Consider the following 25,494-nt stretch of genomic DNA (forward strand, 5'->3'; position numbering starts at 1 on the left):
TATTAACTTTCAATATTAAAAAAGGTTTTCACTTTTCTATTACAGAAAGTATAGTGCGGAACATAAAATTTATATTTGGAGGTTGGAATCATGTCTAAAATCAAAACTCCTGTTTTAAGTACGTTACAACATAAGGTTGAAGAGATGATGAAAGATTTACACGTTCCTGGCGCTGCTATAGCTGTTATAAAAGATGGTGAGGTCATTATTTCAGAAGGTTTCGGCTATCGTAGCATAGAGAAAAAAGAGGCTGTTACTCCGCAGACAAGATTCGCCATCGGTTCTGCAACGAAAGCATTCGGTACACTTTCATTAAGCTTATTAGCACAGCAAAAAAAGTTTAATTGGGATACTCCTGTCCAAACTTACGTACCTAACTTCTCTTTATCCGATATGCTCGCTAACTCGCAAGTTACAGGACGAGATTTAGCTTCTCATCGTACTGGGGTAAGTCGTCACGATGCTCTTTGGTACAGTTCTTCCTTAACTCGAAAAAATCTTGTTGAAAAAATAAAACATTTATCACTTGATGCACCGTTCCGCACAGCATTTCTTTATAACAACTTAATGTATGCAACAATTAGCTACATTGTTGAAAACATTACAAATCAAACATGGGAGCAATACGCTACAGAACATATTTTAGAACCTTTAAATATGAGCCATACAAATTTCTCTGTTACAGATTCACAAACTACAGATGATTATGCTTTACCTTACATTGAAAATGAAGATGAAATAAAAGAAGTTCCATTCCGTAACATCGATACAGTCGGCGCTGCTGGATGTATTAATTCTACAATTGAAGATATGGCAAATTGGGTACTTCTTCACTTAAACGAAGGAAAGTTTGGAGATCATGAATTAATCTCCTCTGAATTATTACAACAAATGTATACACCACACAATTCAATTCCAGATCAACCGATTTTATCACTTCCCGAATCTCCATTAAATAGTTACGGACTTGGTTGGTTTATTAGCGCTTATCGTGGTAATAAGGTGGTTCATCATGGCGGTAATATTGATGGATTTTCAGCGCTCGTTTCATTCATACCAAATGAAAACATAGGCCTTGTCATTTTAACAAATGCTGGAGGCACATTACTTCCTACTTATCTCGCTAATCAAATTTATGATGAACTACTTGAATTAGAATCCATTGATTGGCATAAACGTGCTGTAGAAGATACTGAAAAAATGAAGGAAATGATGAAAGAAGCAACTGAATCACTTCCTGAACAAATTAAAGGAACTACACCTTCTCACAAGTTAGAGGATTATACTGGTACTTTTGAACATCCTGCATACGGAACATTACAAATATACAAGCGAGATGATTCGTTAAATGTACAATTTATGGAGATGGATATTCAATTAGGGCATCATCATTACGACATCTTCTCCGCAGAAGTTGAGTTATTCCAAATGAAAATGAGTTTATTATTCGCTTATGAAATGAGTGTGAGTGGTGAATTCCCATCCCTTCAGTTACATGTACCAGCTATGTTAAGTACTCAGCCGCTTGCATTTAAGAAAATTAAATAATTTTTTAAATAGAGGGATGACAACACTTCCCTCTATTTCCCTTTAAATTCTTCATCCAAAAAAAGGATAATACGTAAAGGATATAAAATTCTATTATTCAACTAATTAAATTATAAAATGGAAAAGCTATGTACACAGAAATTTCAAAAGAAATTGTTTCGATTACTCATCACGATTATTCCGGTTGTATTGATAAAAAAGGATGGGACGATCCTACTGCTGGTTTAAATGATTATTCTAATTTAGCAGTAATGGAATGGGCTGATACATTTGCTCTTTACTACCCTACTTCACGGCTTTCTATTATAGATAAAGGCGAAGGAATGTCCGGAATTGGTATACAACCACATATACATATCCCGTGGACTTCGGAACATATACAAGAAGATGTAGATTTAAAGTTAGCATTACAACTGCTTCAAAACGAAGAATGGTAAAAAATAAAGGTAGGTGTGAATCACACCTACCTTTTCTATTTCATATCAATCTTTTCTGGTTGAAACCAAATTGGCTTTAATAGCTCAAAGTTTTTATGATCCGCTAAAACTATAGTAAGACGTTCTAACGTATCATCTAACATATGGGGTGCTGCTCGTAAGGACCAGACAACTGATGAGAAAACTGTCATGCCAACGTACACCGCATATAATTTCCAAAACTCCTCTGGTATTCTACCATTAAAGTATCCTTCTATTTGTCCAATTGAATACGGAATACTAATGTCCCTTGCAAATAGTGCAATTTTCACGAAATCATGAAGTGGATCGCCCCAGTCGTATCCATTAAAATCAACAACACCTACATATTTCCCATCCCGCACAATTATATTTTCTAAATGAAAATCATCGTGTTGAAATCGATTTGGGCGATTTTGTAAATACATTTCATTATCATCTATAAACTTTATGATTTTATCATCATTTTTTATTTTTATTCCACATGTTTTATATGCCTCTAAATATTTCCGGTGTTTTTTCATTGCTCTTTCATACCATGGAAGTATATCCTTAGGAGCTTCATATGTATGCATTTTTGCTAAATCTTTTCCTGCCTCTATACCAATATTATATTGTTCTTTTGGTGAATACGTAGGCAATAGCTTCTTCGCATCTTCCCCTTCTACATATGAAAAAATGCCATAGCATAAACCTTCTTCTGCCAATAAACCCATTTCAATTGGTTTTTGCGCTCGCACACTACGGTTTTGCATTTCATTTAAAATTTGAAACTCTATTTTCTTTCTTTCATACTCTTTTATATCGCCTGTCCGTAACAAATACTTTTCATCTTCAATAGTCGTAATGATATATTTTTTATCAGGAGAGAAACCTTTAGAGATTTCTTCAATATTTGCTGCATCTTTTACTATTTGTATATTGCTTTGCCGTGCTGTAATTGTCTTCATGTTTATTCCCCTTACATTTCTACATTTGGTGTATACGCTACTTCTATAATAAATCCATTCGGATTGTAAAAAGTAATAGACTCATCTAAATTCGCTATCCCAAATTCAATATGATGAATACCTTATCGAAGTATATTCATATTAAGAATGTGCGCCCTGTACAACTTGTACAATTTCCATCGGCGTATTGACCATAAAATCTGGTTCATCTTTTTCTACTGTTTCAATGACATCATATCCCCAAGATACCCAAATCACATTCACACCAGCTTTTTTACAAGCTGCAATATCACGTTGTTCATCACCGACATACAACATATCTTGTTCTGTGAGCTTTTTCGACTTTAAAAATCTTTTTATCATTTTATCTTTACCAAACAAATTTTTAGAACAATACACTTCTTGAATATTTTCTATGCCATTATTATGTAAAAATGCCCTAATATGCTCTTCTGAGTTCGAAGATATAACCGCAATCCCGTAGCCTTTTTTATGTAATTCATCTAAAACATTCTTCATCCCATGGAATAAAACGAGATCTTTTATAGCAGGTTGATATAATTTATAAAACTCTAGCGCCAATATAGGAAGTTTATACAGTGGCACATCGAGTTTTTTACATCTTTCAGCAATAGTCAGTTTTCGTAAAGACTCAATCTCTTCCTCACTAACTGTCTTATATCCATGCTTTTCAGCAAGTTGATTATAAATTGGTACAAATATCTTTTGTGAATCTACTAATGTGCCATCAAAGTCAAAAACAATGTATTTTTGCATTCCCAGACTCCCTTTGTTTTTTTCCTAAACCTATGTTATTCAACAACATAAATGTCTTACCCTTTCATACACATAAAAAAAGAACAAGATTTTCTCTTGTTCTTCATTAAGACAACCATTTCGGCGGTACATTCGTATTCCAATAAATATTTCCTAACTCATGGTGTCCTGAGTATCCATCATCAAAACGATGATAGTGGAAATTAAAATAATATCCATCTTGCGGTGGATGATCTCTCCTTACATGAAATCGCAGTAAGTCATTTCCTGATTTCGTGTCATAAACATGAAAAATCTTTTCATTATTTCCGCCAGCTGGTCTTTGAGAAATCGCTAATGATTGCAACGATTCTTCTGGTACATCATTTGCAAGTTCCGCGATTGCCTCTTCAATTTTAGGTAATACAACGTATTTAAATTCATCTTCAATTACAGGCCCAATTTTAGAACCGAATTTTTGCATAGATTGCTTCTCTGCTTCTTGCATCGCATAGTTAACAAAAGTATCGGTGGTTAACCTATCATTCGTTTCTTCATATGTATAGGACGTACTCTCCAAATTTTGTTGCCCAGCTGTGCTCGTAGGCTTGTCCGCAGCTTTGGCATTATCAAGTAATATGGAAGGAGGCGTCACTAAACCAAACGTAAATACGGTAATTAATGCGACTAAGGTTTTTCTAAACCAATTTGGCATTTATGTTCCCTCCCCTTTCACTCATTATATTTTATATAACGGTTGTTTCTTCTATTATACAAAATGATTGTAATTTTTGCACTTTACAAATTTGTTAACGTTCACATTTTTTTCACTTGAATATGAAATTGTAAGATTTCATACACTAGAAATACAACAACAATGAGGAGGCGATCAGATGACTTTAGATGTCGTGTATTCCGCCGCAAGCATACTCCTTTTAGTATATTTTATTTATCAGTGTGTTACAGACTAGAAAAAGAGCCATTTCCGGCTCTTTTTCTATGGTAAAAATACAATCCAACCAATGAATACTATAAAAATAACTCCAATAATTACTGCTGGCAATAAATAAAAATGTGAGAGGATGACTGTTGCGTACATAAATACGACTGGAAGGAGCAAATAACGATCCGCCTTCCACCTTAATAATAGTAATTCTCCTTCATCACAATATAAATGTAGAAACATTTTCTTCGTAAATTCATTCCAATAATCACGCGCATAGCGAGAAATAGCAACTATAGCAAACACAAGAATAATAGCTGTTATCCACTGCGGAGTCACGATAATACTTACAGTACTAATTAAAACAATTTGCACATAAAACGTTAAAGCGCTACTTGTACGCAAAAATTCTTTCAAAAAAGATTCTACAATACGCGAATCAGATTTTTTTCCTAATATATTTTTAGAACGAGGGAACATCCACGGTTTTTTATTCGAACTACTCGGCTTCGCAGCATGGCCACCAACTTGCATAATCCCTACCGTCCAACGCATACTTTCTTCTTTTTCTTTCTCAACTTCTTTAAAAAAGAAATTTTTATAATTCATCTTTTCTTTTACCAAGACTATAGTAAATACAGCTGCTAGACCGATAAATAATATGGAATACAATGGATTTTTATAAATAAAAAATACACTGATTCCAAAAAAAATCAAACTAAAAGAAAATATAACATCTTTTATAATCAATAAAACCCATCGTTTCCCCACACGTACATTTATGAATCTCGTCAACAACGATAGCATAAATCGAAAAACAGTAAAGAAAATCCAGAACAGTACGATTTGTATAATTGTCGCTCCCATACTTTTCATCAATATAGGCAGCATAATGAATACTACAATTGCGTTCGTTATTGCAATCCGAATTAACGTATATATCATGCCAAGCTTCATTAATCTTCGCATATGATTTGGGTACGAAATTAAAAATAAGCTATCTGCTTGTTCAAAAAATGAGCGCACTCCTCTTGAAAATGTAACAAAGTAAAATGCAAGTAAACCTAATCCAAAATAAACGGTCTCTTCCATTGATAATTCTTTCATCCATAGTGAACGATAGTAGATCCCCGCAAATATAAGTGCTGGAATAATAATATATAATGCGACTGTCCAATCTGTTACAGAACGAATCGACTTCCATTTTCTTTGCAATTCATGACGTAACCTTTTATTAAACTGTTGTTTAATCATGCTGTTCCCGCCTTACAATTGCATCGAAACAATCTAACAGTGTACTTCCTGGCATTTCTGCTAACGATTGGATCGCCTCTAAATGCCCATCTGCTACTAATGTACCTTGCGAAATGAGTAAAAATCTTTCACAAATTCTTTCAGCTGTATCCAGCACGTGCGTACAAAGTAATATACCTGCTCCTCGCTCTTTTTTTTTATATAAGTAATTCAAAAAGTCTTTCGTGGCTACTGGATCTAAACCGATAAAAGGCTCATCAATAATATAGAAATCTGGCTCTGTTAAAAATGCTAATATTAGCATCGATTTTTGTTTCATACCTTTTGAAAATTTTGATATGTATTCGTGTATATGTTTTTCCATTCGAAACGTATGTAATAATTCCCTTGCTTTGTCCTCCCAATTTCCCACTTCATTTCCACAAGCCGCCATTAATAATTCAATATGCTCCCACAGAGTTAAATAATCATAATAAGTGGGATGCTCCGGTACATATGCATATGGATTTTTCTTTTCACCAAACGAGATTTCACCATCCATATTGACAAGCAAAGCGAGTATCGATTTAATTGTCGTACTCTTTCCTGCGCCATTTGCACCAATAAGAGCCACTAACTCGCCTTTTTCAATTGCAAATGCAATATCATGAACTGTCTTTTCACCAATTTCATATCCGGCTGAGCGGATATTCACCTCTAACATAATACTTACCTTCTTTCCAATTACATTACAATCAAGGAAAATGATAACATATCCCTCTAAATTTAGTATTATATCACTTCTGATATATTTGTTTCGGTAGCAGGAAAAAGCATATTTCAAGAGAATATTTAATGTTTGTAGTTTTTAATTTAAATTGAAAGGACTGTAACTATGAAAAACATTGAAGCTATTTTCATTGATCGTGACGGAACAATTGGCGGTGATACTACAATACATTATCCAGGTTCTTTCACATTATTTCCTTTTACAAAGGAATCTTTACAAAAGTTAAAAGCTCAAAATATTAAACTATTCTCTTTTACGAATCAACCAGGTATCGCGGATGGAAAAGCAACTGTGAATGATTTTGTTCAAGAATTAAAAGAGTTTGGTTTTGATGATATTTACCTTTGTCCTCATAAACATGGTGATGGATGTGAATGCCGCAAACCGAGCACAGGTATGCTCCTGCAAGCAGCAGAAAAACATAGGCTTGATTTAACAAAATGCGCTGTAATCGGTGATCGCTGGACTGATATTGTTGCTGGTGCAAAAGTAAATGCAACAACAATATTAGTTCGAACTGGTGCTGGATATGATGCTTTACATACGTTCCGAGACAAATGGGCACATATTGAGCCGAATTACATTGCAGAAAACTTTGAAGACGCTACAAATTGGATTTTAAATCATCAATAAAAAAATTAAATGAGACGTCTTCACTTTGAAAACGTCTCATTTAACTATATATATTTCAAAAAGTTAATTCATAATGAAAATAACGATTATCTCTCAAGTATCCATTTTCAGCGTATAATCGCTGAGCTGATAAATTATCAATCTCTGTTTGTAATTTTACACCTTTTGCGCCATTTTCTAAGGCGAATTCTTTAGCAGCTTCTAATAATTTTTTACCTGTTCCGGCTCCACGCTTTGCCTCTTGTACAAACAGATCATTTAAAATCCATAATTCTTTCATCGAAATGGAAGAAAATGAAGGATATAATTGCGTAAATCCAATATATTCTCCGTTTTCAACAGCCACGAAAATGACTGACTCTTTTCGCTCAAATCGATTTCGTAAAAATAATTTTGCTCCTTCAATATCGGAATCTTGTCGATAAAATACGCGATAGTTATTAAAAACAGATGCTAGTCCATCTAAATCTGCAATTGTTGCTTCATATATTCTCATTTTACTCCGTTCCCCTTCCAATACTGTTTCATAATATCTGTTGCCCATTTAGGCTGCTTTATTTCTTCTCTCGGTATAAATTCTTTCATAACAGGCTTAATATCCAATATAGGTGTACCATCGATTGCGTCTAATCCTTCAACCACAATTGTATTTCCATCCCTTTTTATCACTTTAACAATTGTCGCTCCTAGTCGATTCGGACGATTTTTTCCACGCTGTGCAAAAATCCCTACTTTTGGATAATTACTATTATTTCTAGGGTGTATAGCAGAATATTGAATTTGTTCATCTGTTACTTTATGAAAATAGAAAATAACTTCAATATGAGAAAACTCTTCGATCCCTTGTATACTTTCCTCTGTATACATATCAGTTAAAGTAATACAGGATCTTACATCTCCCCACTCATCATCTTTTATTTCCATTCTTTCATTATATACAAATGCGATTGGTTGAACTGAAAGCATCCGCATTCCCCCTTAAATGTAACCACTTACATTATAGAATATTTTCTGAATGTTTTCCACTTACACGTTTTTGTTTACATAATAAAATTATATATCTTTTTGTAATACTCAGTAGATGACTCACAGCTCATTCCGCCAATAAGACCTATTAATTTCATATATTCTCCTTCAAAATAATATTTTAAAACGTGTAATTCATACTATAATTTATACACAATAAATAATGTTCTACTGAAATATAATTAATAGTTTTATAACCATTTATATTAAAAGTTACTTTTCATTTCCACGGAAATAATTAATGAATATTCAGAAAATTAACCTTACAGTAACCTCATATTTATAATCAAAGCATTTTCGATAGAGCTCTTTTATTTCATCATAAGATGGAACTCGTGGATTGTTACTTGGACTCCCACTTCCGATAGCATCTTTCGCCATTTTAGAAATAGCATTTTCAAATTCAACTTCATCAATTCCGTATTCTCTTAAATTAGGAATACAAAGATCAAAACAAAGTTTCTTAATTTCAGCAATGGTATAATTCGCTACTTCTTCATCAGAATGGGAATACAAATCTTTGTTTAAGCTACGTCCTACTTCCGCTAACCTTTTTACTGCACTCATTTTTGTAAACTCTAAAACTGTAGGTAATAGTATTGCATTCGATATTCCATGTGGTACATGGAATATTGCTCCCACTGGACGGGACATACCATGAACTAATGTAACAGATGCATTTGAAAAAGCTATCCCCGCTTGTAATGAAGCAATCATCATTGCTTCCCTTGCTTCCATATTATCTCCATCTTCATATACGATACGTAAATATTTCATAATACTTTCAATAGCTGAAAGAGCAAGAACATCTGTAAGAGGTTGTGAAACTTTAGAAATATAAGCTTCAATTGCATGGCATAATGCATCTACTCCCGTTGCTGCAGTAATATGAGGTGGTACCGAACTTGTAAAAATCGGGTCTATTATCGCAACATGAGGGGTAAAGCTTGGATGTTTTATCATCATTTTCACATCTGTTTTTTTATTCGTAATTACTGCTACACTTGTTACTTCCGATCCAGTACCAGAAGTTGTTGGGATTGCGATTAGCGGTAGTGGATTGTATTCTATTTCTATATCCTTTTGGACGTAATCTTCAATTTCTCCACCATTTGTATATAACACTGCTACTGCTTTCGCAACATCAATACAACTTCCTCCGCCAATACCTATGATAAAATCGCATTTTCCTTCTTTACAAATAGATAACGCTTCTAATACGTGTAAATTTGTAGGCTCAGTATTTACTTCATTGTACGTAATAACAGTAATCCCTTTCGCATTTAAGTGATCCACACATCTTTCAACATAACCCAACTTCTCCATAATTGTATCACTTACAATAAAAGCCCTTTTCCCTAACTTTCTTGATTGATCCCCTAGTTTTTCAAACGAATTTCTCCCATATAATACAGACTTCGGCATACGAAACTCAGCAACTTCTTGCAAGTACTCCACCCCTTCTATCCATAATAAATATTTGCAAATACTCAGACATGCATTTCATTTTTCAGCATATAGATTGCTGCCATGAAGATAACAATGGACCTACACCTTGCTACCTTTCTTTGTTTTAAAACTTTGCTTTGCGCATGGCAGGAAAGGTCCTGACCGCTCCTATACACAGCCAGGTCCTCTCTCGGCCAACTAAAATAAACCTTTCTGCCGATTTTTCATAGAGTGACTGAGTAGTTACAATAAATATTTTATTATGTAAAATATCAATCTGATAAATCTTTTCTTTTCGTATACTAACTAGTATTAATAGATTCCTGTTAAAGTATAGAACGCGATGACTGCAAATACAGCAACCGTTTTCAAAATTGTAATAGCAAATATATCTTTATACGACTGTTTATGTGTTAATCCTGTTACCGTTAGAATAGTAATAATTGCACCATTATGTGGTAATGTATCCATTCCTCCTGATGCCATTGATACAATACGGTGCATAACTTCTAACGGAATATCATATTGATTGGCCGCTGCAATAAATTTATCTCCCATCGCACTTAAAACAATCCCCATTCCTCCTGATGCTGACCCAGTAATACCAGCCAAAATATTCGTTGTTACTGCCCCATTCACTAATGGATTCGTGAAAGTTGCAGAGATGCTATCTCTCATAATTGCAAACCCTGGAAGTGCTGCAATAACACCACCAAATCCAAACTCAGCTCCTGTATTCATTGTTGCAAGTAGCGCTCCACCAATACTTGTATTCAATCCAGCTTGAAATCCAGTTACTACTCGTTTCCAATATAATAAAAGCGTTGATAAAATCCCTATAATAAGTGCCAATTCTACAGACCAAATCCCAACTACTGCACTTAATTCAACTTTTCCAAATGCTTTCATACCAATAGCTGAGAAATCAAAACCATTTGGATACCACTTTGGTATCATGATTGTGAAAACTTTATTCATTACACCTACTAAAATAAGTGGTACAAACGCAATTACTTGCTGTATTCTTGTGATTTCAATACTGCTTAGTATCGGTATATCTTTTTGTTCTAATTGTAAAGATGCTGCCATTTCAGACTTTCCATCGTTAAAACCAAAATACCCTTCTCCTGCTGCTTTTGCCTTCTTACGCTTACTCTCTAAATAAAGTAAACCTAACGTTAAAACAAAAATTGCGCCTAAAATACCAAGTATCGGTGCTGCATAAATATCAGTTTTAAAAAAAGTTGTAGGTATTACATTTTGAATTTGTGGTGATCCAGGAAGCGCATCCATTGTAAATGTTGCTGCTCCAAGAACGATTGTGCCGGGGATTAAACGCTTCGGAATATCCGCTTGTCGAAACAACTTAGCCGCAAACGGAAATATAGCGAACACCACTACATACACACTAACACCGCTATAAGTTAAAATAGCTCCCATTAAAACAATCGCTAAAATTGTACGTTTTTCTCCAACTAACTCTACAATCGTCTTTGCGATGGAATCAGCGATTCCTGACATTTCTACTACTTTCCCAAATATTGCTCCAAGTAAAAATACAGGGAAATATAGTTTAATAAATCCTACCATTTTCTCCATAAAAATATTAGAAAAGAAAGGTAATACAAAACTAGGCTCTGTTAAAAATACCGCAAATAATGCAAAAATCGGTGCGAATAATATTACAGAAAATCCTTTATATGCTACAAACATGAGTAAACTAAGTGCTAATAAAATAATAACTAGCTCCAATTATAACCCTCCTTTTAAACTGAAAATTCAATCTTTTGATGGTGGACTTTCACTTGTATTTCGAACCCTTTTATGTCATGACATTCCTCCTCTTTTTATTACAAATTTTTTATGCTAAAAATGTCTAATTATAAGTATTCGATTACATATGAAAAATCCCTTTAAACAAAAACGATTTCATCGTCATATGTTATAAAGGGATTTCTATGTTCTATTTCTATAATTTTATTGTACTATTCTCTATACAAAAGCTTTGTAACTCTTCGACATCTTTCACTATATGAATCGCCCTAGCATCACTCAATTCATTCTCATTACCATATCCATACAATACACCTATTGAAGCAATTCCGTTACTGTTCGCACCGATTACGTCATGCTTTCTATCACCAATCATCACTATTTCTTCTTTTCGAAGTTCTTCATTTGTTTGTAAAATATGAGCAATTATTTCTTCCTTTTTTATTCTTGTCCCATCTAAATTACTCCCAACAATCTCTTCAAAAAAAGATGTTAACTGAAAGTGCTCTATTACTTGTTTCGCAAATACAGTAGGCTTTGAGGTTGCTACAAACAAACGATTGCCAGCATCCTTTAATTCTTGCAATAGGATTGGAATTCCATCGTATACTTTATTCTCTAATAAACCACTTCGCTTTAAATATTCCCGAAAATAAAACACTGCTCGTTCTACTTCTATTTCATTCATATTATATCTATCTACAAAAGATTGTTGGATTGGTGGACCGATAAATGAATCTAACTCACTTATATTCACTTCTTCAATCCCCATTTTTTCTAACGCGTATAGAACAGAATTTATTATCCCTTCTTTCGGATCAGTTAATGTTCCATCCAAATCAAATAGAAATGTTGTATACATATTTAATTCCCCCACTGATTTTATATGTACCCCATTAAGGCCATTATCCTACTTACACCTTTACTATACTATCACCATTTAATTTTTCGGAAAATTGTTCTTTCTAACCCTTATACTTTCAGTTACAAAATCACAAAAGATATGATAAAGTGAAAAAGTTATAATTAATTTAATAGAAACTGGTGAAACACATGTCAATTACGTTAATTTTTATAATGGCTTTCACAATTGTTATCCATGCAGTTGAAACTAGCTCTTATAGTATTCGATTAGCTGGTGTCCGTTTAAAAAAGATTGTCGTTGCCTTATCCATCGTAGGAATGGTACTACTTATTTCAAGAACATCTAACTTACTACAAGCTTTTTTAATTGGTGGTATTGTCGATGAAGCAAAACTAGATTCTTCTATTGATTTAGAGCATATTATACGGCTCGTTCTATTATCTGCTTCTGTCGGTACATTGCTCGCGATTATACTCTATCCAACTTTGACAAAGCTATTTGGATACGTTATTCAAAACTTTGAAACGAATGGTTCATTCATTCGAATGATGAAGACGAATAACATTCAAAAATTAAAATACACAAAAAAATATGTACGCTTTCCAAAATTCGAAATGATTCATCGAATGCGGATCGGTGGCATCCCAAAGCGTATTATGCTTATCAACATGTTTGCAACTGCAATTTATACAGCGGGTGTCCTTTCAGCCCTTTACGCTTCCTTTTTAAACCCAGATTACGCAACAAATGCAAGTACAGCTTCTGGCCTTGTTAATGGTTTTGCTACCATTTTATTAACAGTGCTACTCGATCCACGCATTGCTCTTCTAACAGAACGAGCTTTACAATCAGAAAAGGGTGCTGAAGCAATGAGTAAAATGTATGGCTGGCTAATGATTTCTAGACTTCTTGGCACCTTATTAGCACAACTTTTATTTGTACCAGGTGCTTACTGGATTTTATGGATTATTGAACTTATGCATTAATTCACTCTCTAAAAAAGTAGGTGTACTATCAAATGACTATTAAAACCGAACAAGATATTATCCACTTGATACAAAATGATCCGTGGATGATGAATGTATTACAAATGGCAAGATCACTAGAGCTACCTGATTGGTGGGTTTGCGCCGGATTTGTTCGTTCTAAAATTTGGGATACTTTACATAACTACGAAGTACGAACAGCTACACCAGATGTTGATGTCATCTATTTTGATCAATTACATAAAGATGAGACATACGAACAATCGTTAGAAACGAAACTAATGAATATGGATACTACTATCCCTTGGTCAGTAAAGAATCAAGCTCGTATGCATGTGGTGAATAACATGCCACCATATTCTTCTTCTGTTGATGCTATTTCTAAATTTCCTGAAACAGCAACCGCTCTTGGTGTTTCTTTGGACGAACAAAACAAAGTCATATTAACATCTCCATGCGGAATTGAAGATGTACTTTCATTACAAGTGAAGCCTACAGCCCATTTTCGTGAAACGAAAGAAAGAATACATATGTATAAAAATAGGGTTAATAAAAAGAATTGGCAAAGTAAATGGCCTAACATTACAATCACTTATCCCGAAATTTAAAAAGGGTGCTTCTCATTATTAGAAGCACCCTTTCTTTTTTATTTCAAAAAATGAATAACTGTTTCAGCAAATCGATTTGCTTCCTCATAATGTGGTGTATGACCACTTTCTTCGAATATGATATGCTTTCCATTTAGAGCATCATTATTAAATGTTTCAATTTGTTTTTCACACGTTACTACATCATATTTCCCCACAATTAATAACATTGAGTTGTCTACTTCCTTTATTTTTGATAATAATGACGTATGACATGCCCCTTCTGCTTTTAATCTATCAAAATGAATTTGCGAACGGCTCGAAAATTCCTCCCATTCTTCCTCACTATATAAACTACCGTCTGTTTCATCTTCCTTATAACTGTAAATCTCCATTCTTTTTTCTTCTAATTCAGAGCTTAATCTTATATAAGCTTCTAGCAACTCTTCTGAACTAGCATGACTAGATGAATAAGCTAGGCACTCTTCTGCTGCCGCTTCTTTTCCATACTTTTTTAATAACGTTCCTGTCTTTTGTAATAGAGCTCTACTTGTTAATGAAAAATCGAAAGTTGGTCCTTCAAATATTATTTTCTCTATTGAATTTGGATTCGTCGCTGCATATAACAATGCTACATATCCACCGAAAGAGTGCCCGATTACCGACCATTTCTCAATTTGTAATACTTTTCTTAGTTCTTCACAGTCTTGAATTAAATCACTTAGTCCAAAAGGTTCTTCCTTAGTAATTACTTCCGAACGACAAGCTCCTCGTTGGTCTAACATAATTACATATAATGAATTTTTTAATCGTTCCGCTTGATGAAATGAAAAATCATAACAACTCTCTCCTGGTCCACCGTGCAAATATAATACTGGTTTATTTTTAGGACTTCCATGTGTTTCAACGTATAGTTTTTTCCCTCTAATGCTCATATATTTCCCAACTTCAATCAAATTCGTTTTTATTATCATCACCTTCTTTTTTACTGAATATTATAACATTTAATGTTAAATAATCCCTATTACATTTAAAAAGACGATGACTATTGCAAGTGGAGCTATAAATCGAAGTAAAAATACCCAGATAGTAAACACTATCTTTCCGTAATTTCCACCTACAAAAAATTCAGCTTCTAACACTCTCTTTTCCATTTTGAATGATACGAAAATACTAATAAATAATGCTCCGAGCGGCATTAATATATTACTAGATAAGAAGTCTATCGCATCAAAAATATTCTTCCCAAAAATCGTAATATCACTCCATACTCCAAATGATAACGCAGATGGTATACCTACTAGGAAAATGCAGAAACCGATAATCCATGATAGTTTATTTCTTCTTTCTTGCTCGCCATTTGCTAATGCTGAAACGACCGTCTCTAGTAGCGAAAATGCCGATGTTAATGTCGCGAATGTAAATAACGCAAGAAATACTGTTAAGAACAATCCACCGAATGGAATTTGACTAAATACAGATGGTAATACGATAAATAGTAATCCAGGCCCTTCCGTCGGCTCCATTCCTAATGAAAATACTGCTGGGAAAATGGCAAGCCCTGCAAATAAAGAGACGAATAAATTCAATCCAACAATTGTTATTGCTGATTTTGGTAAACTTTCTTTTTTATTTAAATAGGAACTATACGTAACCATAATTGATATTCCGATACTAATCGCAAAGAATGATTGGCCCATTGCGAACAAAATACTTTCTGAAGTAATCTTTGAGAAATCTGGTTGTAAGAAAAACTTCACACCTTTCATCGCACCATCAAGTGTTAATGAACGAATAATAAGGGCAATGAATAAAACGAACAACGCTGGTAACATATATTTACTTGCTTTTTCAATCCCATTTTGTACACCTTTTGATACAACCCATATCGTAATGAACATAAATGCAAAATGTCCGATAATGGCCCAAGTAGGATTTCCAATTGTCTCTGTGAATAATGCACTATAATTTTGTCCTGGAGTAATAAGCTGTCCTGTTGCTCCCCTGAAAAAATATATTAAAACCCAGCCACCTACAACACTATAAAATGATAGCAATATAAAACAAGTTCCAACGCCAAGACGTCCAATCCAGTGCCATCCTGTATTTGGCGCGATACTTTTAAATGCTCCAACTGCTTGTTTCTGTGTACTGCGTCCAATCATAAATTCAGCAATAAGTAGTGGTAGTCCAATTAATACAGTAAATAATATAAAAATTAAAAAGAATGCTCCTCCCCCGCTCTTTCCAGCGATATAAGGAAACTTCCATATTGCGCCAAGTCCAATTGCTGATCCTGCTGCTGCCATTATAAAACCTAATTTCGAAGTCCATTGCTCCGTCTGTTTCATCTTATTTTCCTCCTAATTAAATCTTTTTATATAAATAAATAAATTTTATAAACCTATCCAAATAAACCCTCCATTTCTTTTTCTATAAAATAAAAAATGGCCCAGCATCTCTTTATATAAAGAGACGCTGAGCCATTTGCTTAACGCGGTACCACCCTTATTGATTCCATTATGAATCCACCTTAGTAGTAATCGTTTGATTACAAACCTCATATCGAAGGTTAACCGTTAAGATTTACTAAGAATGTAATTCCGTTCTACCTTACTGCTCCTAGGCGAGTTCAGGATGTCATTTGACTATGTCGCACCAACCCATAGCTCTCTGCACAAATACATGACCTTACTACTCCTATTCAACACATTTTAATATTTAGAATATATTTTCTTTTGAAATTAATATGAAGTATATCGGTTATATTTATAACTGTCAAGATATATATTAATTATTTTGTCGAAAAGGATTTTTATAGGATTATATAAAAAATATTTACAAATAAAATATAAGGAGAAAAATATGTTATGTCACTTTTAAGGAATGGATGTTTTTTTATTATCCGCTCATTTTTCATCATCTTTGGTATTATTGCGATTTGTGCTTTGCCACAATTGTTTTTTTGTACATCTCCAAGTGCATCAAGAGCGTTAGCCATGACGCCAACACCAACTTTACAATTAAATTTTAGTAACTATTTAGATTCGATATCAAATGTTATTTCTTCTTTGTTTCACCCTACAAGCATTACTTATAAAATTAGCAATGCTGGCACGCAATCACCAGACCGTGATCTTTTTCCATATTTACTAGAATCATATACGCATACATTAACTATTATGATTTGTGCTTTCCTTATCGCCGTACTCCTTTCTACTACTTTTACCATACTTACATTTTACTTTCCTAAACGCATTCAGTCCCTTATGACAAAACATTAATAGCGGTCTCTTCCAAAATCCCTACAGCAATGCCCCATTGTACTTTATTACAATGGGGCATTAGTTATCAATCATCTAGATCGTCTTCTTTACTATTCTTAATAGACTCTATTTCTTTTTCTGTTATAACATTCCCATTATGGGAATCAATATATATTTCTTCCTCACCTGTATTTGTTTCTACTTCTATTTCATATACAAAATTACCGTCTTTATGTTCCAAATCGATTTCTTTTACAACTCCATTTACATTTTTAAGTGCAATTTGTTCAGCTGTTTCAGGACTAACCGCCACATTTTCATGATTTTTTTCTATAGGCTCTCGGTATAATTTTTCTTCATGCTCCATTGCACTCACACCATATACTGTGCCCCCAATAATTAAAACAGCAGTTAATATTCCAATCCATAATTTCATTTAACGTTCCTCCTCTTCTTCTCTTACTCATATACTAAAGTTTCAAAATTACAGAATAAGGTGAAGAACATTAAGATTTGATGAGAAATAGTTATTCTTTATACAAAACTTTAATTAGATTAGCCTTCATCATCTTGATCATCATTCATTTCTTCTTGGTCATCATCATTATCATCTTGTTGTGTTGGCCCCTTTTGCTGGATAGCGTTATCTATCGTTGTAGTAGACATGATTTCACCTGTAATTATATGTACCCTTATATCAACTGTTTCTGTTTGTTTTTTAATAATAATTTGATAGATAGACGTACCATTAAAATCAACTAAACTTACTTTCTCAATAGTTCCGCCTGGCTCCTTTTGTAACGCAACTTCCTTTGCCCGCTCTTCTGTAATGACTTTCTGTATTTGCGAAGTTCCAATAAGAGCACCTGTCGCTTCTTCAACTTCCACCATTACATTCTCATTTTTATTTTTCTCTATCTCGATTACATATACATTTTTTTCACTCTTTTGCTCGAGCCTAATCCCTTTCACGTTCCCTGACACTTGCTGCATTGCGATTTCCTTTGCCTGCTGCTCTGTAATTTTTGTCGTTTCTTTCTCTAACACTTGAATCTTACCAGTCTTGCTTTCAATCTCAACTACCGTACTTTGTATAGCATCCGTTTCTACCGTTATGACATACACTTCTATCCCATTTCGTTTTTCTACTATAGTTTTTTTAATTACTCCATGTACTTTCTGAAGTGCCATATCTTCAGCTTTCTTTTTCGTTATTTTATTACTGTTTATTGAAATCCCTTTTGCATTCTTTATATCCCCATTTTGAGCATCTACTACTATTTCATATGAACCTTGTTCGTTTGAAATATTTACCTTATAAACATTTTTCTCCCCTTTATTTAATAACTTCATATTTTTTATTTCCCCAGGATATTGTTCAGACACAATATTCTGAATTTCTTTTTCGGTTAATAGTTCTTCTCCTTGCTTAGAGACAATACGCTCTGATACAAAGGCTACACTTACAGCTGCAAAGCAAACCAACAATACGATTCTCCATTTTCTTTTCATTTTCAACCCCTATCCCATTATGAAGATATTGGCAAATACACTGTAACTTTTGTCCATTTATCCTCTTCACTTTCAAGTTGTATATTCCCTTCATGAGCATCTATAATTTGTTTAGCAATTGATAAACCTAAACCTGTTCCTCCTGTTTCTCTACTCCTTGCTTTATCTACTCGAAAGAAACGATCGAACACTTTTTGTATATCCTCTCTAGGAATCCCCATACCATAATCTTGAATAGAAAGGAAAACTTTATCTTCCTTGAAACCAATTATAATATCAATTGAATTCTTACTATATTTCATCGCATTATCTAACAATACAACTAGAACTTGTTTTATTTTTTGTTCATCAATTTTGACGACAATCTTTTCTTCCTCTGTTATTACTCGGAAATCTCTATCATATGTTTTCTCTAGTTGTTCGGCAGTCACTCGGCATAATTTAATAAGATCTGACTCTTTAGTCTCTAGGCTCCACTCTGCACTATTATTAGCAAGAAGCAACATTTGATTTGTCATGCCCTTCATTCTTACCGCTTCAGAGTATATCGCTTCTACAGATTCTTCTAAAACATCTTGCTTTTTCATTCCCCATCTTTTTAATAACTTTGCATAACTTTCAATTACTGTTAAGGGCGTTCTCAATTCATGAGAAGCATCTGATACGAACTGTTGCTGTTTTTCAAAGTTTTGCTGTAATAAATCTATCATCTTATTGAATGTCGTCCCCATTTTATACAATTCATCTTTTGATTTTTTCTCCAGCGGAATCTTTTTGAAAATCCCTCTATCCTGTATATGTTCCATCGTTTGTATTAAAGAATTTACTGGTTTTAAAATGAGTTTACTTAACATTCTTCCAGCAAAAAAAGACGGAATTAAAACGAAAAGGGATGCTATAATTAATACATTTTTTAACATATTTAAATTCTCTTGCAAACTATCTAAACGTTCTGTCATTTCTAGCGATACTATTTTTCCATCTTGCCAAATGATAGGAATTTTTATATAAGCAAATTCCTCTCCAGATTTTTCATATACTCCCTCTGATTCCTTTCTTTCAAATTTTGTTTTTATTGTAGGAATCGGTTTTTTACTATCCACTTCTTGCCTAACAATTACCTTTGAGTCTTCATTAATAATTCTAATCATACCGTTCGAAGGTAAATATGGTTGTAATAAATTTACTGCATCTATTTCTTTTGCTCCCTCTGCATTCATCCCTTCAATAATATGTAATGCCTCACGCTTTAAACGTTCTAATTCTCCATTTGTCGTAACTTTATAAAACATAAAATATATTGAACTATTAATAAGTAACAAAATAAGCAATAACCATACTGTAGAAAATAAATATATTTTATTTTTAATCTGCATACATTAAACCTTCAAGACATATCCGACACCTCTAACAGTGTGAATAAGCGGTACGTCCACATTACAATCTACTTTTCTACGCAAATAACGAATATACACATCTACAACATTCGTATCACCATAATAATCAAATCCCCATACATTCGTTACAATTTGCTCCCGATTTAACACTTGATTTTCATGCTTCATTAAAAAGAATAGCAAATCGAACTCACGTGGAGTTAATTCTACTATATTACTACCCCTTTTCACTTCTCGTGTTTTCTCATCTAAATATAAATCCGCAATTTGAAAACTACTATACTCTTCTTCCTTTATTACATATGAAATTCTTAAACAAGCACGAATTCTCGCTAATAGTTCTTCTATTTGAAACGGCTTTGTAATATAGTCACTTGCTCCTCGATCTAGACCACTAACTTTATCAACAACCGAATCACGAGCGGTTAATAAAATAATAGGTATCACAGCATTTTTCAAACGTACCCTTCGAAGTACTTCTAGTCCACTTATATTCGGTAACATTACATCAAGTAAAATTAAATCCCATTTACCAGCTTGAAACTTTTCCATTGCCTCTGTTCCTGTTTTCGCAATCTCACTTTCATATCCTTCAAATTCTAATTCTAACTGTATAACACGAGCAATTTTTTCTTCATCCTCAACAATTAAAATCCTTTCTCCCATAAAAACCTCCTGCAATTTAATCTCTTTTCATGCAATTACAGTATAACAAGGAATACTTTCCTGCAAAAGAAAAAATATCCATATATTTATTACACCGTATAGAAAAAATCAGGAATTTAATACATTCCTGATTTTTTAAAGAGACAACCCAACCCATTGCCAATAAGCATAGTAAAACAAAAACATTACTACTATATAAATTATACCTAAATAACTACTTAATCTTAATAAATCCTGTGGCTGAAAAGTTTCTCTATCACTTTCTTGAAATAGCAGTAATGCTTTAGAACTTACCGGAAAGGTTAAACAATAATTCATGCCTACAATCCCTAAGAATAGTACAGCTACTTCATTTAGTTGTAGACTACTTGCAAAGTATAATAATGGAGGAATAAAAATAACCGCTCTCGTTGTATGAGATGTGATATATAAATGTGATGTGACAGAAAGAATTACAATTACAAGTAACACAATAAAAATAGATTGCTCATCAATTAATTCTGTTACAGAAAATAACTTCTGCATAATCCATTTTGCTGCACCACTCTCCATTAATGATTTACCTAACGCAATTGCTGCACCAACAAACAATATTAAGTTCCATGAGACACCTTTTAAACTTTCTTTCCACTGCATAACGCCGAATTTTGGTAATGTTAATAAAAACACTCCTATTATGGTTACAGTTGCAATTTCCAAACTATGTAACCATTCCGTTAACCAAAATACTACCATTGCGATTAAAATACTTATTGTATATTTTTCATTTCGAGATAATTTGAACTTAACTTTTTTCTGATGTAGTTCTGTCTTGACCTCTTCTTTGTCTAAAAACAAGTGTAATATTACGCGGCAAGATATAAAACTCATCGTTATTCCAAATGGTAATCCCCATATTAACCACTCTACAAATGTAATATTTTTATTACTAAATTCATCTAACATATCTAGTGCAATTAAATGTGAGCCTGCACCAATAATTGTCGAGCTTGTTGAAACTAAAATAACAGTAGGCATTAAGATTGCTAATGCTTTCGTAATTCTACGGCTTCCTATTTCTCTTGATATAGCTTGAAATACGGGTAATATTACTGCTGCGCGTCCAGATGTCGATGGGATAAAGAACGCTAGTGCTTGAATAATCATTGTCAAAACCCAGCACAAACTCGATATATTCCGGGCACGATTCACTACAAAGTTCGTCATTTTTTCAGCTAAACCGGTAACTTGAAATCCCCTTCCTAAAATAAAGGAACCGATCATAAGCCAAATGACATCAGATGCTAGTGAATCGAATAATAAATCCTGTTTTGCTGTTCCTGAAATAATTAAAAATAACACAGACCCTATTGCAATATATGCCGAATTAATAGTTGTTGTTGTCCATAAAATAATCGCACAACAAAATCCAAATAAGCTCCATTTTGCTTCCATCGTTAAGGAAGATGGAAGCAAAAGAACTATTTCTACAATTAACATAAGTGCTACTGGACGAATCCATGATTTCGTATTTTTCGGATCTCCTGTACTTTTCACATTTAATTCCTCAATATTTTTTTCAATCATGATACGTACCCACTGTTATTCAATCGAGAAGCAATTTGGTAACCGACTAAAACGGTACGCATCGTGCTTTCTGTACAATCTCGAAGCCATTTCTCTGCATTTGAAAACGCATTTTCTAAAGATGATGGCATTGGTAAAATACTTGTATATGCATCAATTCCGTAATCGTAATTTATGCTTGCCCCCTTCCCAACTGTCCCAACTAACGCAATTACAGGTAGTCCATATTTTTTTGCATGTTTGGCTACCTCAGCAGGGATTTTGCCACGTGGTGTTTGAAAATCTATACTTCCTTCCGCAGTATAAACGAGATCGCATTCTAGTAATTGTTTATTCAAATCTATATATTTCATAATAATATCGTATCTCGGATGAAGTTTTGCACCAATTAAAGCTTGCAATCCCGCACCTAGCCCACCAGATGCACCACTCCCTGGTGTATAGTGTACCTCTATACCTATATCCCTTTTAATAATTGAAGCATATCGTTCTAATGCTTTTTCTAATTCTATTACTTGCTCTGCAGTCGCACCTTTTTGTGGACCGAATACTCGTGCCACTCCATGCTCTCCGCACAATTGATTAAACCAATTACAAGCAACATCAATTTGAACATGTTTCAATCTTGGGTCCACTTGTGATGTATCAATCTTCGAAACTTGTAATAAAGAGCTTCCTCCTTGAATTTGCACTTCATTTCCTTCGTTATTTAAAAACTTTACACCTAGCGCTTGGGCCATACCAGCTCCTCCATCACACGTACCGGAATCACCACACCCTATTAATATACGTTGTACTCCTTTATTTAAAGCCAAATCTATCAACTGTCCTACGCCATGAGTTGTTGTTTTTCTAGGATCACGTAAATCTCTCGGAACAAGTCGTAATCCCCCAGCAGCAGCCATTTCAATGACAGCTGTGCGCTCAGCATTTTTCGTTTCAAAAATACCGAAATAAGATTGTATCTCTTCTCCAACAGGTCCAGTTACATGTACTTTATACATTTTTCCGCCTGTAATATTTATAATCGCATCTGTAAAGCCTTCTCCACCATCGACCATTGGTAACGTTTCAACGGTAGCTAGTGGCATAATTTTCAATATCCCTTCTTTCATTACATCAGCAGCCTCTTTTGCTCCTAAACTTTCTTTAAAACCTGATGGTACAACTAAAATACGCATATAATAATTCTCCCTTCACCTAATTAATCTAGTTACTTTCTAAGACTTATATTAATGGTGAAAAAGGAGAGCACTATTAAGGTTATATTAGAATTTGATGAGAAAGTGCTGAGTAATATTAATGAAGAAATTGAAAAAATCCGTTGCACTATTTAATAGCCACAACGGATACATTACTTTACTCTTCTTTAATTTTATTTCTCTATTAAGGGACAAGTCGTGTACAATCTCTAGGAAAAGCACTCGCCTCTCGGACGTTTGTTAACTCTAAAAATTTATATACAATCCTTTCTAATCCTATCCCAAAACCACCATGTGGTGGACAACCGTATCGGAATGTATCTAAATAAGATTGAAATTTCTCTGGATGTAATCCTTTTTCTTTAAAAGAAGCAAGTAACATATCATAGTTATGAATTCGCTGTGCACCTGATGTAATTTCTAATCCTTTATATAATAAATCGAATGAATCAGTAATAGTTGGATTTTCTTTATTCGGTATCGTATACATCGGTCGCGCTTCTTTCGGATAATGTGTAATGAATACAAATTCACTATTATATGTTTCTTTCACATATTTCCCTAGTAACTTTTCACCTTCTGTATCTAAATCCCCTATAAGAGATTCTTTTCGATACTTACTTTTCAAAACTTCTTGTGCTTCTGATAATGTAATTTTAGGAATTTCTGCAATAACAGGTACTGTTACTTGTAATAGTTGTAGTTCTTTTTCACATTTTTCTCCTACTTGTTGAAACATATATCGTAAAACATCTGTTTCTAATTGCATCACTTCATGAAAATCATGAATAAATCCAAGTTCTACGTCTAACGATATATATTCATTTAAATGTCGTGAAGAGTTATGATGTTCAGCCCGGTACACAGGAGCAATTTCAAAAACACGTTCGAGTCCTCCCGCTACCATCATTTGTTTATAAAATTGTGGTGATTGAGCTAAATACGCTTCTTTTTGGAAATATGGAAGCTTAAAAACATTCGCTCCTCCTTCTGCCCCTTGCGAGACAATTTTCGGAGTAAATATACGTGTGAAATCGTTCTCTATTAGGAATTCACTAAAACTTTGAACGAGTGTCGATTTCACTTTGAAAATCGCCGCGATTCGCTCATGCCTTAATGATAATACCCGATCATTCAACAGTTGATCTAAGCCAACTTGTAGCTTCTTTTTATTTATTTCAAATGGAAGTGGCTCTGCACCATTTAATACTTTCACTTCACGTGCAAGTATTTCAACACCTAATTCTGTTTTCGGTGTCTCTACTATTTCTCCAATTATTTGGACGACACTTTCAACATCAACTTTGTATCCGGCTAACTCGTTTTCTAATACACATTGAATAACTCCCGTTCGGTCCCTTAATAATAAAAAACTAACATTTCCTAGATGACGAATCTTTTTTACCCACCCTTGTAGTAATACAACCTTACCGCTATGCTCCGTACATTCTCGTGTGAGTGAGCGCTTCATTATTTGATCCATTATATTTCCCTCCATTAATTTTATTTTTATTTACGTTATTGTTATTGTTGTCGTCGTCATCATCATCCACGGTCACTCACCTCCTTTCAAAGAATACAAAAATCCGCCCCTATAAATAGGGACGGATTTTTCCGCGGTACCACCCAAATTGTCATAATGACCATCTTAGCCCTGATAACGGTAGGTACCGTTTGCTTTTACTAATTATCACTTTCAAAGCAACACTCACAGGTGTCTTTCCATCATGCGGTATCGCAATCTTCCCAGCAACCGATTGCTCTCTGTAGACCCTTGCATCATGTACTTTTCCTAATCATCACTTTTTATATTTACAGAGTATTCTATCTCTTTATTTTATAAAACGCAAGCCTTTTTGTAAACATTTTGATTTCCAAACTCATAAATACC

At 33.9% G+C, this 25,494-nt stretch carries 24 protein-coding genes, 2 pseudogenes and 2 other annotated features; of the genes and pseudogenes, 6 read left to right on the forward strand and 20 right to left on the reverse strand.

Annotated elements, in window-relative coordinates; all coding sequences use genetic code 11:
* Positions 1 to 90 precede the first annotated feature (90 nt).
* Together MKX77_RS13195 and MKX77_RS13200 are read left to right on the forward strand one after the other, a co-directional pair.
* Positions 91 to 1,548 carry a serine hydrolase gene (locus MKX77_RS13195; RefSeq protein WP_341306868.1) on the forward strand — a complete coding sequence of 486 codons (1,458 nt, stop codon included), beginning with the start codon at positions 91 to 93 and terminating at the stop codon, positions 1,546 to 1,548.
* A 212-nt stretch (positions 1,549 to 1,760) separates the two neighbouring features.
* Positions 1,761 to 1,985 (forward strand): annotated as a pseudogene (locus MKX77_RS13200) (S41 family peptidase); the annotation flags it as partial.
* 35 nt (positions 1,986 to 2,020) lie between these two features.
* On the opposite strand, the gene MKX77_RS13205 reads toward MKX77_RS13200, so the two are convergent.
* From MKX77_RS13205 to MKX77_RS13230, 6 genes and pseudogenes are all read right to left on the reverse strand, one after another.
* Positions 2,021 to 2,953, reverse strand: a complete 933-nt coding sequence (locus MKX77_RS13205) for an aminoglycoside phosphotransferase family protein (protein WP_016092692.1) — start codon at positions 2,951 to 2,953, stop codon at positions 2,021 to 2,023.
* 29 nt (positions 2,954 to 2,982) lie between these two features.
* Positions 2,983 to 3,072: pseudogene (locus MKX77_RS13210) on the reverse strand (aminoglycoside phosphotransferase); the annotation flags it as partial.
* A gap of 22 nt (positions 3,073 to 3,094) precedes the next feature.
* Entirely contained in the window at positions 3,095 to 3,730 is a 636-nt protein-coding gene (locus MKX77_RS13215) for an HAD family hydrolase (protein WP_341306869.1), read from the reverse strand.
* Positions 3,731 to 3,836: 106 nt separating this feature from the next.
* The gene (locus MKX77_RS13220) at positions 3,837 to 4,424 is read right to left on the reverse strand and encodes a YpjP family protein (RefSeq protein ID WP_215556204.1); all 588 of its coding nucleotides are present in this window, start codon (positions 4,422 to 4,424) and stop codon (positions 3,837 to 3,839) included.
* Between the two features lie 282 nt (positions 4,425 to 4,706).
* Positions 4,707 to 5,906: an ABC transporter permease gene (locus MKX77_RS13225; RefSeq protein WP_341306870.1), complete on the reverse strand. Its 1,200-nt coding sequence runs from the start codon at positions 5,904 to 5,906 to the stop codon at positions 4,707 to 4,709.
* Complete coding sequence (locus MKX77_RS13230) at positions 5,899 to 6,609, reverse strand: ABC transporter ATP-binding protein (protein ID WP_341306871.1); 711 nt, start codon at positions 6,607 to 6,609, stop codon at positions 5,899 to 5,901. Before MKX77_RS13230 ends, MKX77_RS13225 begins: the two co-directional genes overlap by 8 nt.
* 171 nt (positions 6,610 to 6,780) lie before the next feature.
* On the opposite strand from MKX77_RS13230, the gene MKX77_RS13235 reads away from it, so the two are divergent.
* The gene (locus MKX77_RS13235; protein ID WP_341306872.1) at positions 6,781 to 7,308 is read left to right on the forward strand and encodes an HAD-IIIA family hydrolase; all 528 of its coding nucleotides are present in this window, start codon (positions 6,781 to 6,783) and stop codon (positions 7,306 to 7,308) included.
* 55 nt (positions 7,309 to 7,363) lie between these two features.
* Here the strand turns inward: MKX77_RS13235 and MKX77_RS13240 are convergent, their stop codons facing one another.
* From MKX77_RS13240 to MKX77_RS13260, 5 genes are all read right to left on the reverse strand, one after another.
* A complete protein-coding gene (locus MKX77_RS13240; protein WP_341306873.1) occupies positions 7,364 to 7,804 on the reverse strand; it encodes a GNAT family N-acetyltransferase in 441 nt (146 codons plus the stop codon).
* Positions 7,801 to 8,274, reverse strand: coding sequence for a tRNA (N6-threonylcarbamoyladenosine(37)-N6)-methyltransferase TrmO (gene tsaA / locus MKX77_RS13245; RefSeq protein ID WP_341306874.1), 474 nt, complete (start codon positions 8,272 to 8,274; stop codon positions 7,801 to 7,803). Before tsaA ends, MKX77_RS13240 begins: the two co-directional genes overlap by 4 nt.
* 309 nt (positions 8,275 to 8,583) lie before the next feature.
* Entirely contained in the window at positions 8,584 to 9,783 is a 1,200-nt protein-coding gene (locus tag MKX77_RS13250; protein WP_341306875.1) for an iron-containing alcohol dehydrogenase, read from the reverse strand.
* 312 nt (positions 9,784 to 10,095) lie between these two features.
* Positions 10,096 to 11,535, reverse strand: a complete 1,440-nt coding sequence (locus MKX77_RS13255; RefSeq protein WP_341306876.1) for a GntP family permease — start codon at positions 11,533 to 11,535, stop codon at positions 10,096 to 10,098.
* A gap of 217 nt (positions 11,536 to 11,752) precedes the next feature.
* Positions 11,753 to 12,418, reverse strand: coding sequence for an HAD family hydrolase (locus MKX77_RS13260; protein ID WP_341306877.1), 666 nt, complete (start codon positions 12,416 to 12,418; stop codon positions 11,753 to 11,755).
* A gap of 191 nt (positions 12,419 to 12,609) precedes the next feature.
* On the opposite strand from MKX77_RS13260, the gene MKX77_RS13265 reads away from it, so the two are divergent.
* Both MKX77_RS13265 and MKX77_RS13270 read left to right on the forward strand, forming a co-directional pair.
* On the forward strand, positions 12,610 to 13,407 hold the full coding sequence (locus MKX77_RS13265; RefSeq protein ID WP_341306878.1) for a lipid II flippase family protein: 798 nt from the start codon (positions 12,610 to 12,612) through the stop codon (positions 13,405 to 13,407).
* 32 nt (positions 13,408 to 13,439) lie between these two features.
* Complete coding sequence (locus tag MKX77_RS13270) at positions 13,440 to 14,015, forward strand: nucleotidyltransferase family protein (protein ID WP_341306879.1); 576 nt, start codon at positions 13,440 to 13,442, stop codon at positions 14,013 to 14,015.
* Between the two features lie 38 nt (positions 14,016 to 14,053).
* Here the strand turns inward: MKX77_RS13270 and MKX77_RS13275 are convergent, their stop codons facing one another.
* Together MKX77_RS13275 and MKX77_RS13280 are read right to left on the reverse strand one after the other, a co-directional pair.
* The gene (locus MKX77_RS13275) at positions 14,054 to 14,968 is read right to left on the reverse strand and encodes an alpha/beta fold hydrolase (RefSeq protein WP_341306880.1); all 915 of its coding nucleotides are present in this window, start codon (positions 14,966 to 14,968) and stop codon (positions 14,054 to 14,056) included.
* Positions 14,969 to 15,004: 36 nt separating this feature from the next.
* A complete protein-coding gene (locus MKX77_RS13280) occupies positions 15,005 to 16,345 on the reverse strand; it encodes a sodium-dependent transporter (protein ID WP_341306881.1) in 1,341 nt (446 codons plus the stop codon).
* A gap of 117 nt (positions 16,346 to 16,462) precedes the next feature.
* Positions 16,463 to 16,711 (reverse strand) — a binding site (T-box leader).
* A 153-nt stretch (positions 16,712 to 16,864) separates the two neighbouring features.
* On the opposite strand from MKX77_RS13280, the gene MKX77_RS13285 reads away from it, so the two are divergent.
* On the forward strand, positions 16,865 to 17,278 hold the full coding sequence (locus MKX77_RS13285) for a hypothetical protein (protein WP_341306882.1): 414 nt from the start codon (positions 16,865 to 16,867) through the stop codon (positions 17,276 to 17,278).
* Between the two features lie 67 nt (positions 17,279 to 17,345).
* Here MKX77_RS13285 and MKX77_RS13290 read toward each other — a convergent pair whose 3' ends face one another.
* From MKX77_RS13290 to aspS, 7 genes are all read right to left on the reverse strand, one after another.
* Positions 17,346 to 17,696, reverse strand: coding sequence for a PepSY domain-containing protein (locus MKX77_RS13290; protein ID WP_341306883.1), 351 nt, complete (start codon positions 17,694 to 17,696; stop codon positions 17,346 to 17,348).
* Positions 17,697 to 17,815: 119 nt separating this feature from the next.
* A complete protein-coding gene (locus MKX77_RS13295) occupies positions 17,816 to 18,772 on the reverse strand; it encodes a PepSY domain-containing protein (RefSeq protein ID WP_341306884.1) in 957 nt (318 codons plus the stop codon).
* A 17-nt stretch (positions 18,773 to 18,789) separates the two neighbouring features.
* Positions 18,790 to 20,148, reverse strand: coding sequence for a sensor histidine kinase (locus tag MKX77_RS13300; protein WP_341306885.1), 1,359 nt, complete (start codon positions 20,146 to 20,148; stop codon positions 18,790 to 18,792).
* A 3-nt stretch (positions 20,149 to 20,151) separates the two neighbouring features.
* Positions 20,152 to 20,835 carry a response regulator transcription factor gene (locus MKX77_RS13305; RefSeq protein WP_341306886.1) on the reverse strand — a complete coding sequence of 228 codons (684 nt, stop codon included), beginning with the start codon at positions 20,833 to 20,835 and terminating at the stop codon, positions 20,152 to 20,154.
* Between the two features lie 135 nt (positions 20,836 to 20,970).
* The gene (locus MKX77_RS13310) at positions 20,971 to 22,401 is read right to left on the reverse strand and encodes an SLC13 family permease (protein ID WP_341306887.1); all 1,431 of its coding nucleotides are present in this window, start codon (positions 22,399 to 22,401) and stop codon (positions 20,971 to 20,973) included.
* Positions 22,398 to 23,582, reverse strand: a complete 1,185-nt coding sequence (locus tag MKX77_RS13315) for a glycerate kinase family protein (protein WP_341306888.1) — start codon at positions 23,580 to 23,582, stop codon at positions 22,398 to 22,400. The genes MKX77_RS13310 and MKX77_RS13315 overlap by 4 nt, the downstream gene beginning before the upstream one ends.
* Positions 23,583 to 23,787: 205 nt before the next feature.
* Positions 23,788 to 25,086: an aspartate--tRNA(Asn) ligase gene (gene aspS, locus MKX77_RS13320; RefSeq protein ID WP_341306889.1), complete on the reverse strand. Its 1,299-nt coding sequence runs from the start codon at positions 25,084 to 25,086 to the stop codon at positions 23,788 to 23,790.
* A 114-nt stretch (positions 25,087 to 25,200) separates the two neighbouring features.
* Positions 25,201 to 25,412 (reverse strand) — a binding site (T-box leader).
* Positions 25,413 to 25,494 lie beyond the last annotated feature (82 nt).

Origin of the sequence: Bacillus sp. FSL R9-9410, from assembly GCF_038050385.1 — a bacterium.
Taxonomy (GTDB): domain Bacteria; phylum Bacillota; class Bacilli; order Bacillales; family Bacillaceae_G; genus Bacillus_A; species Bacillus_A cereus_U.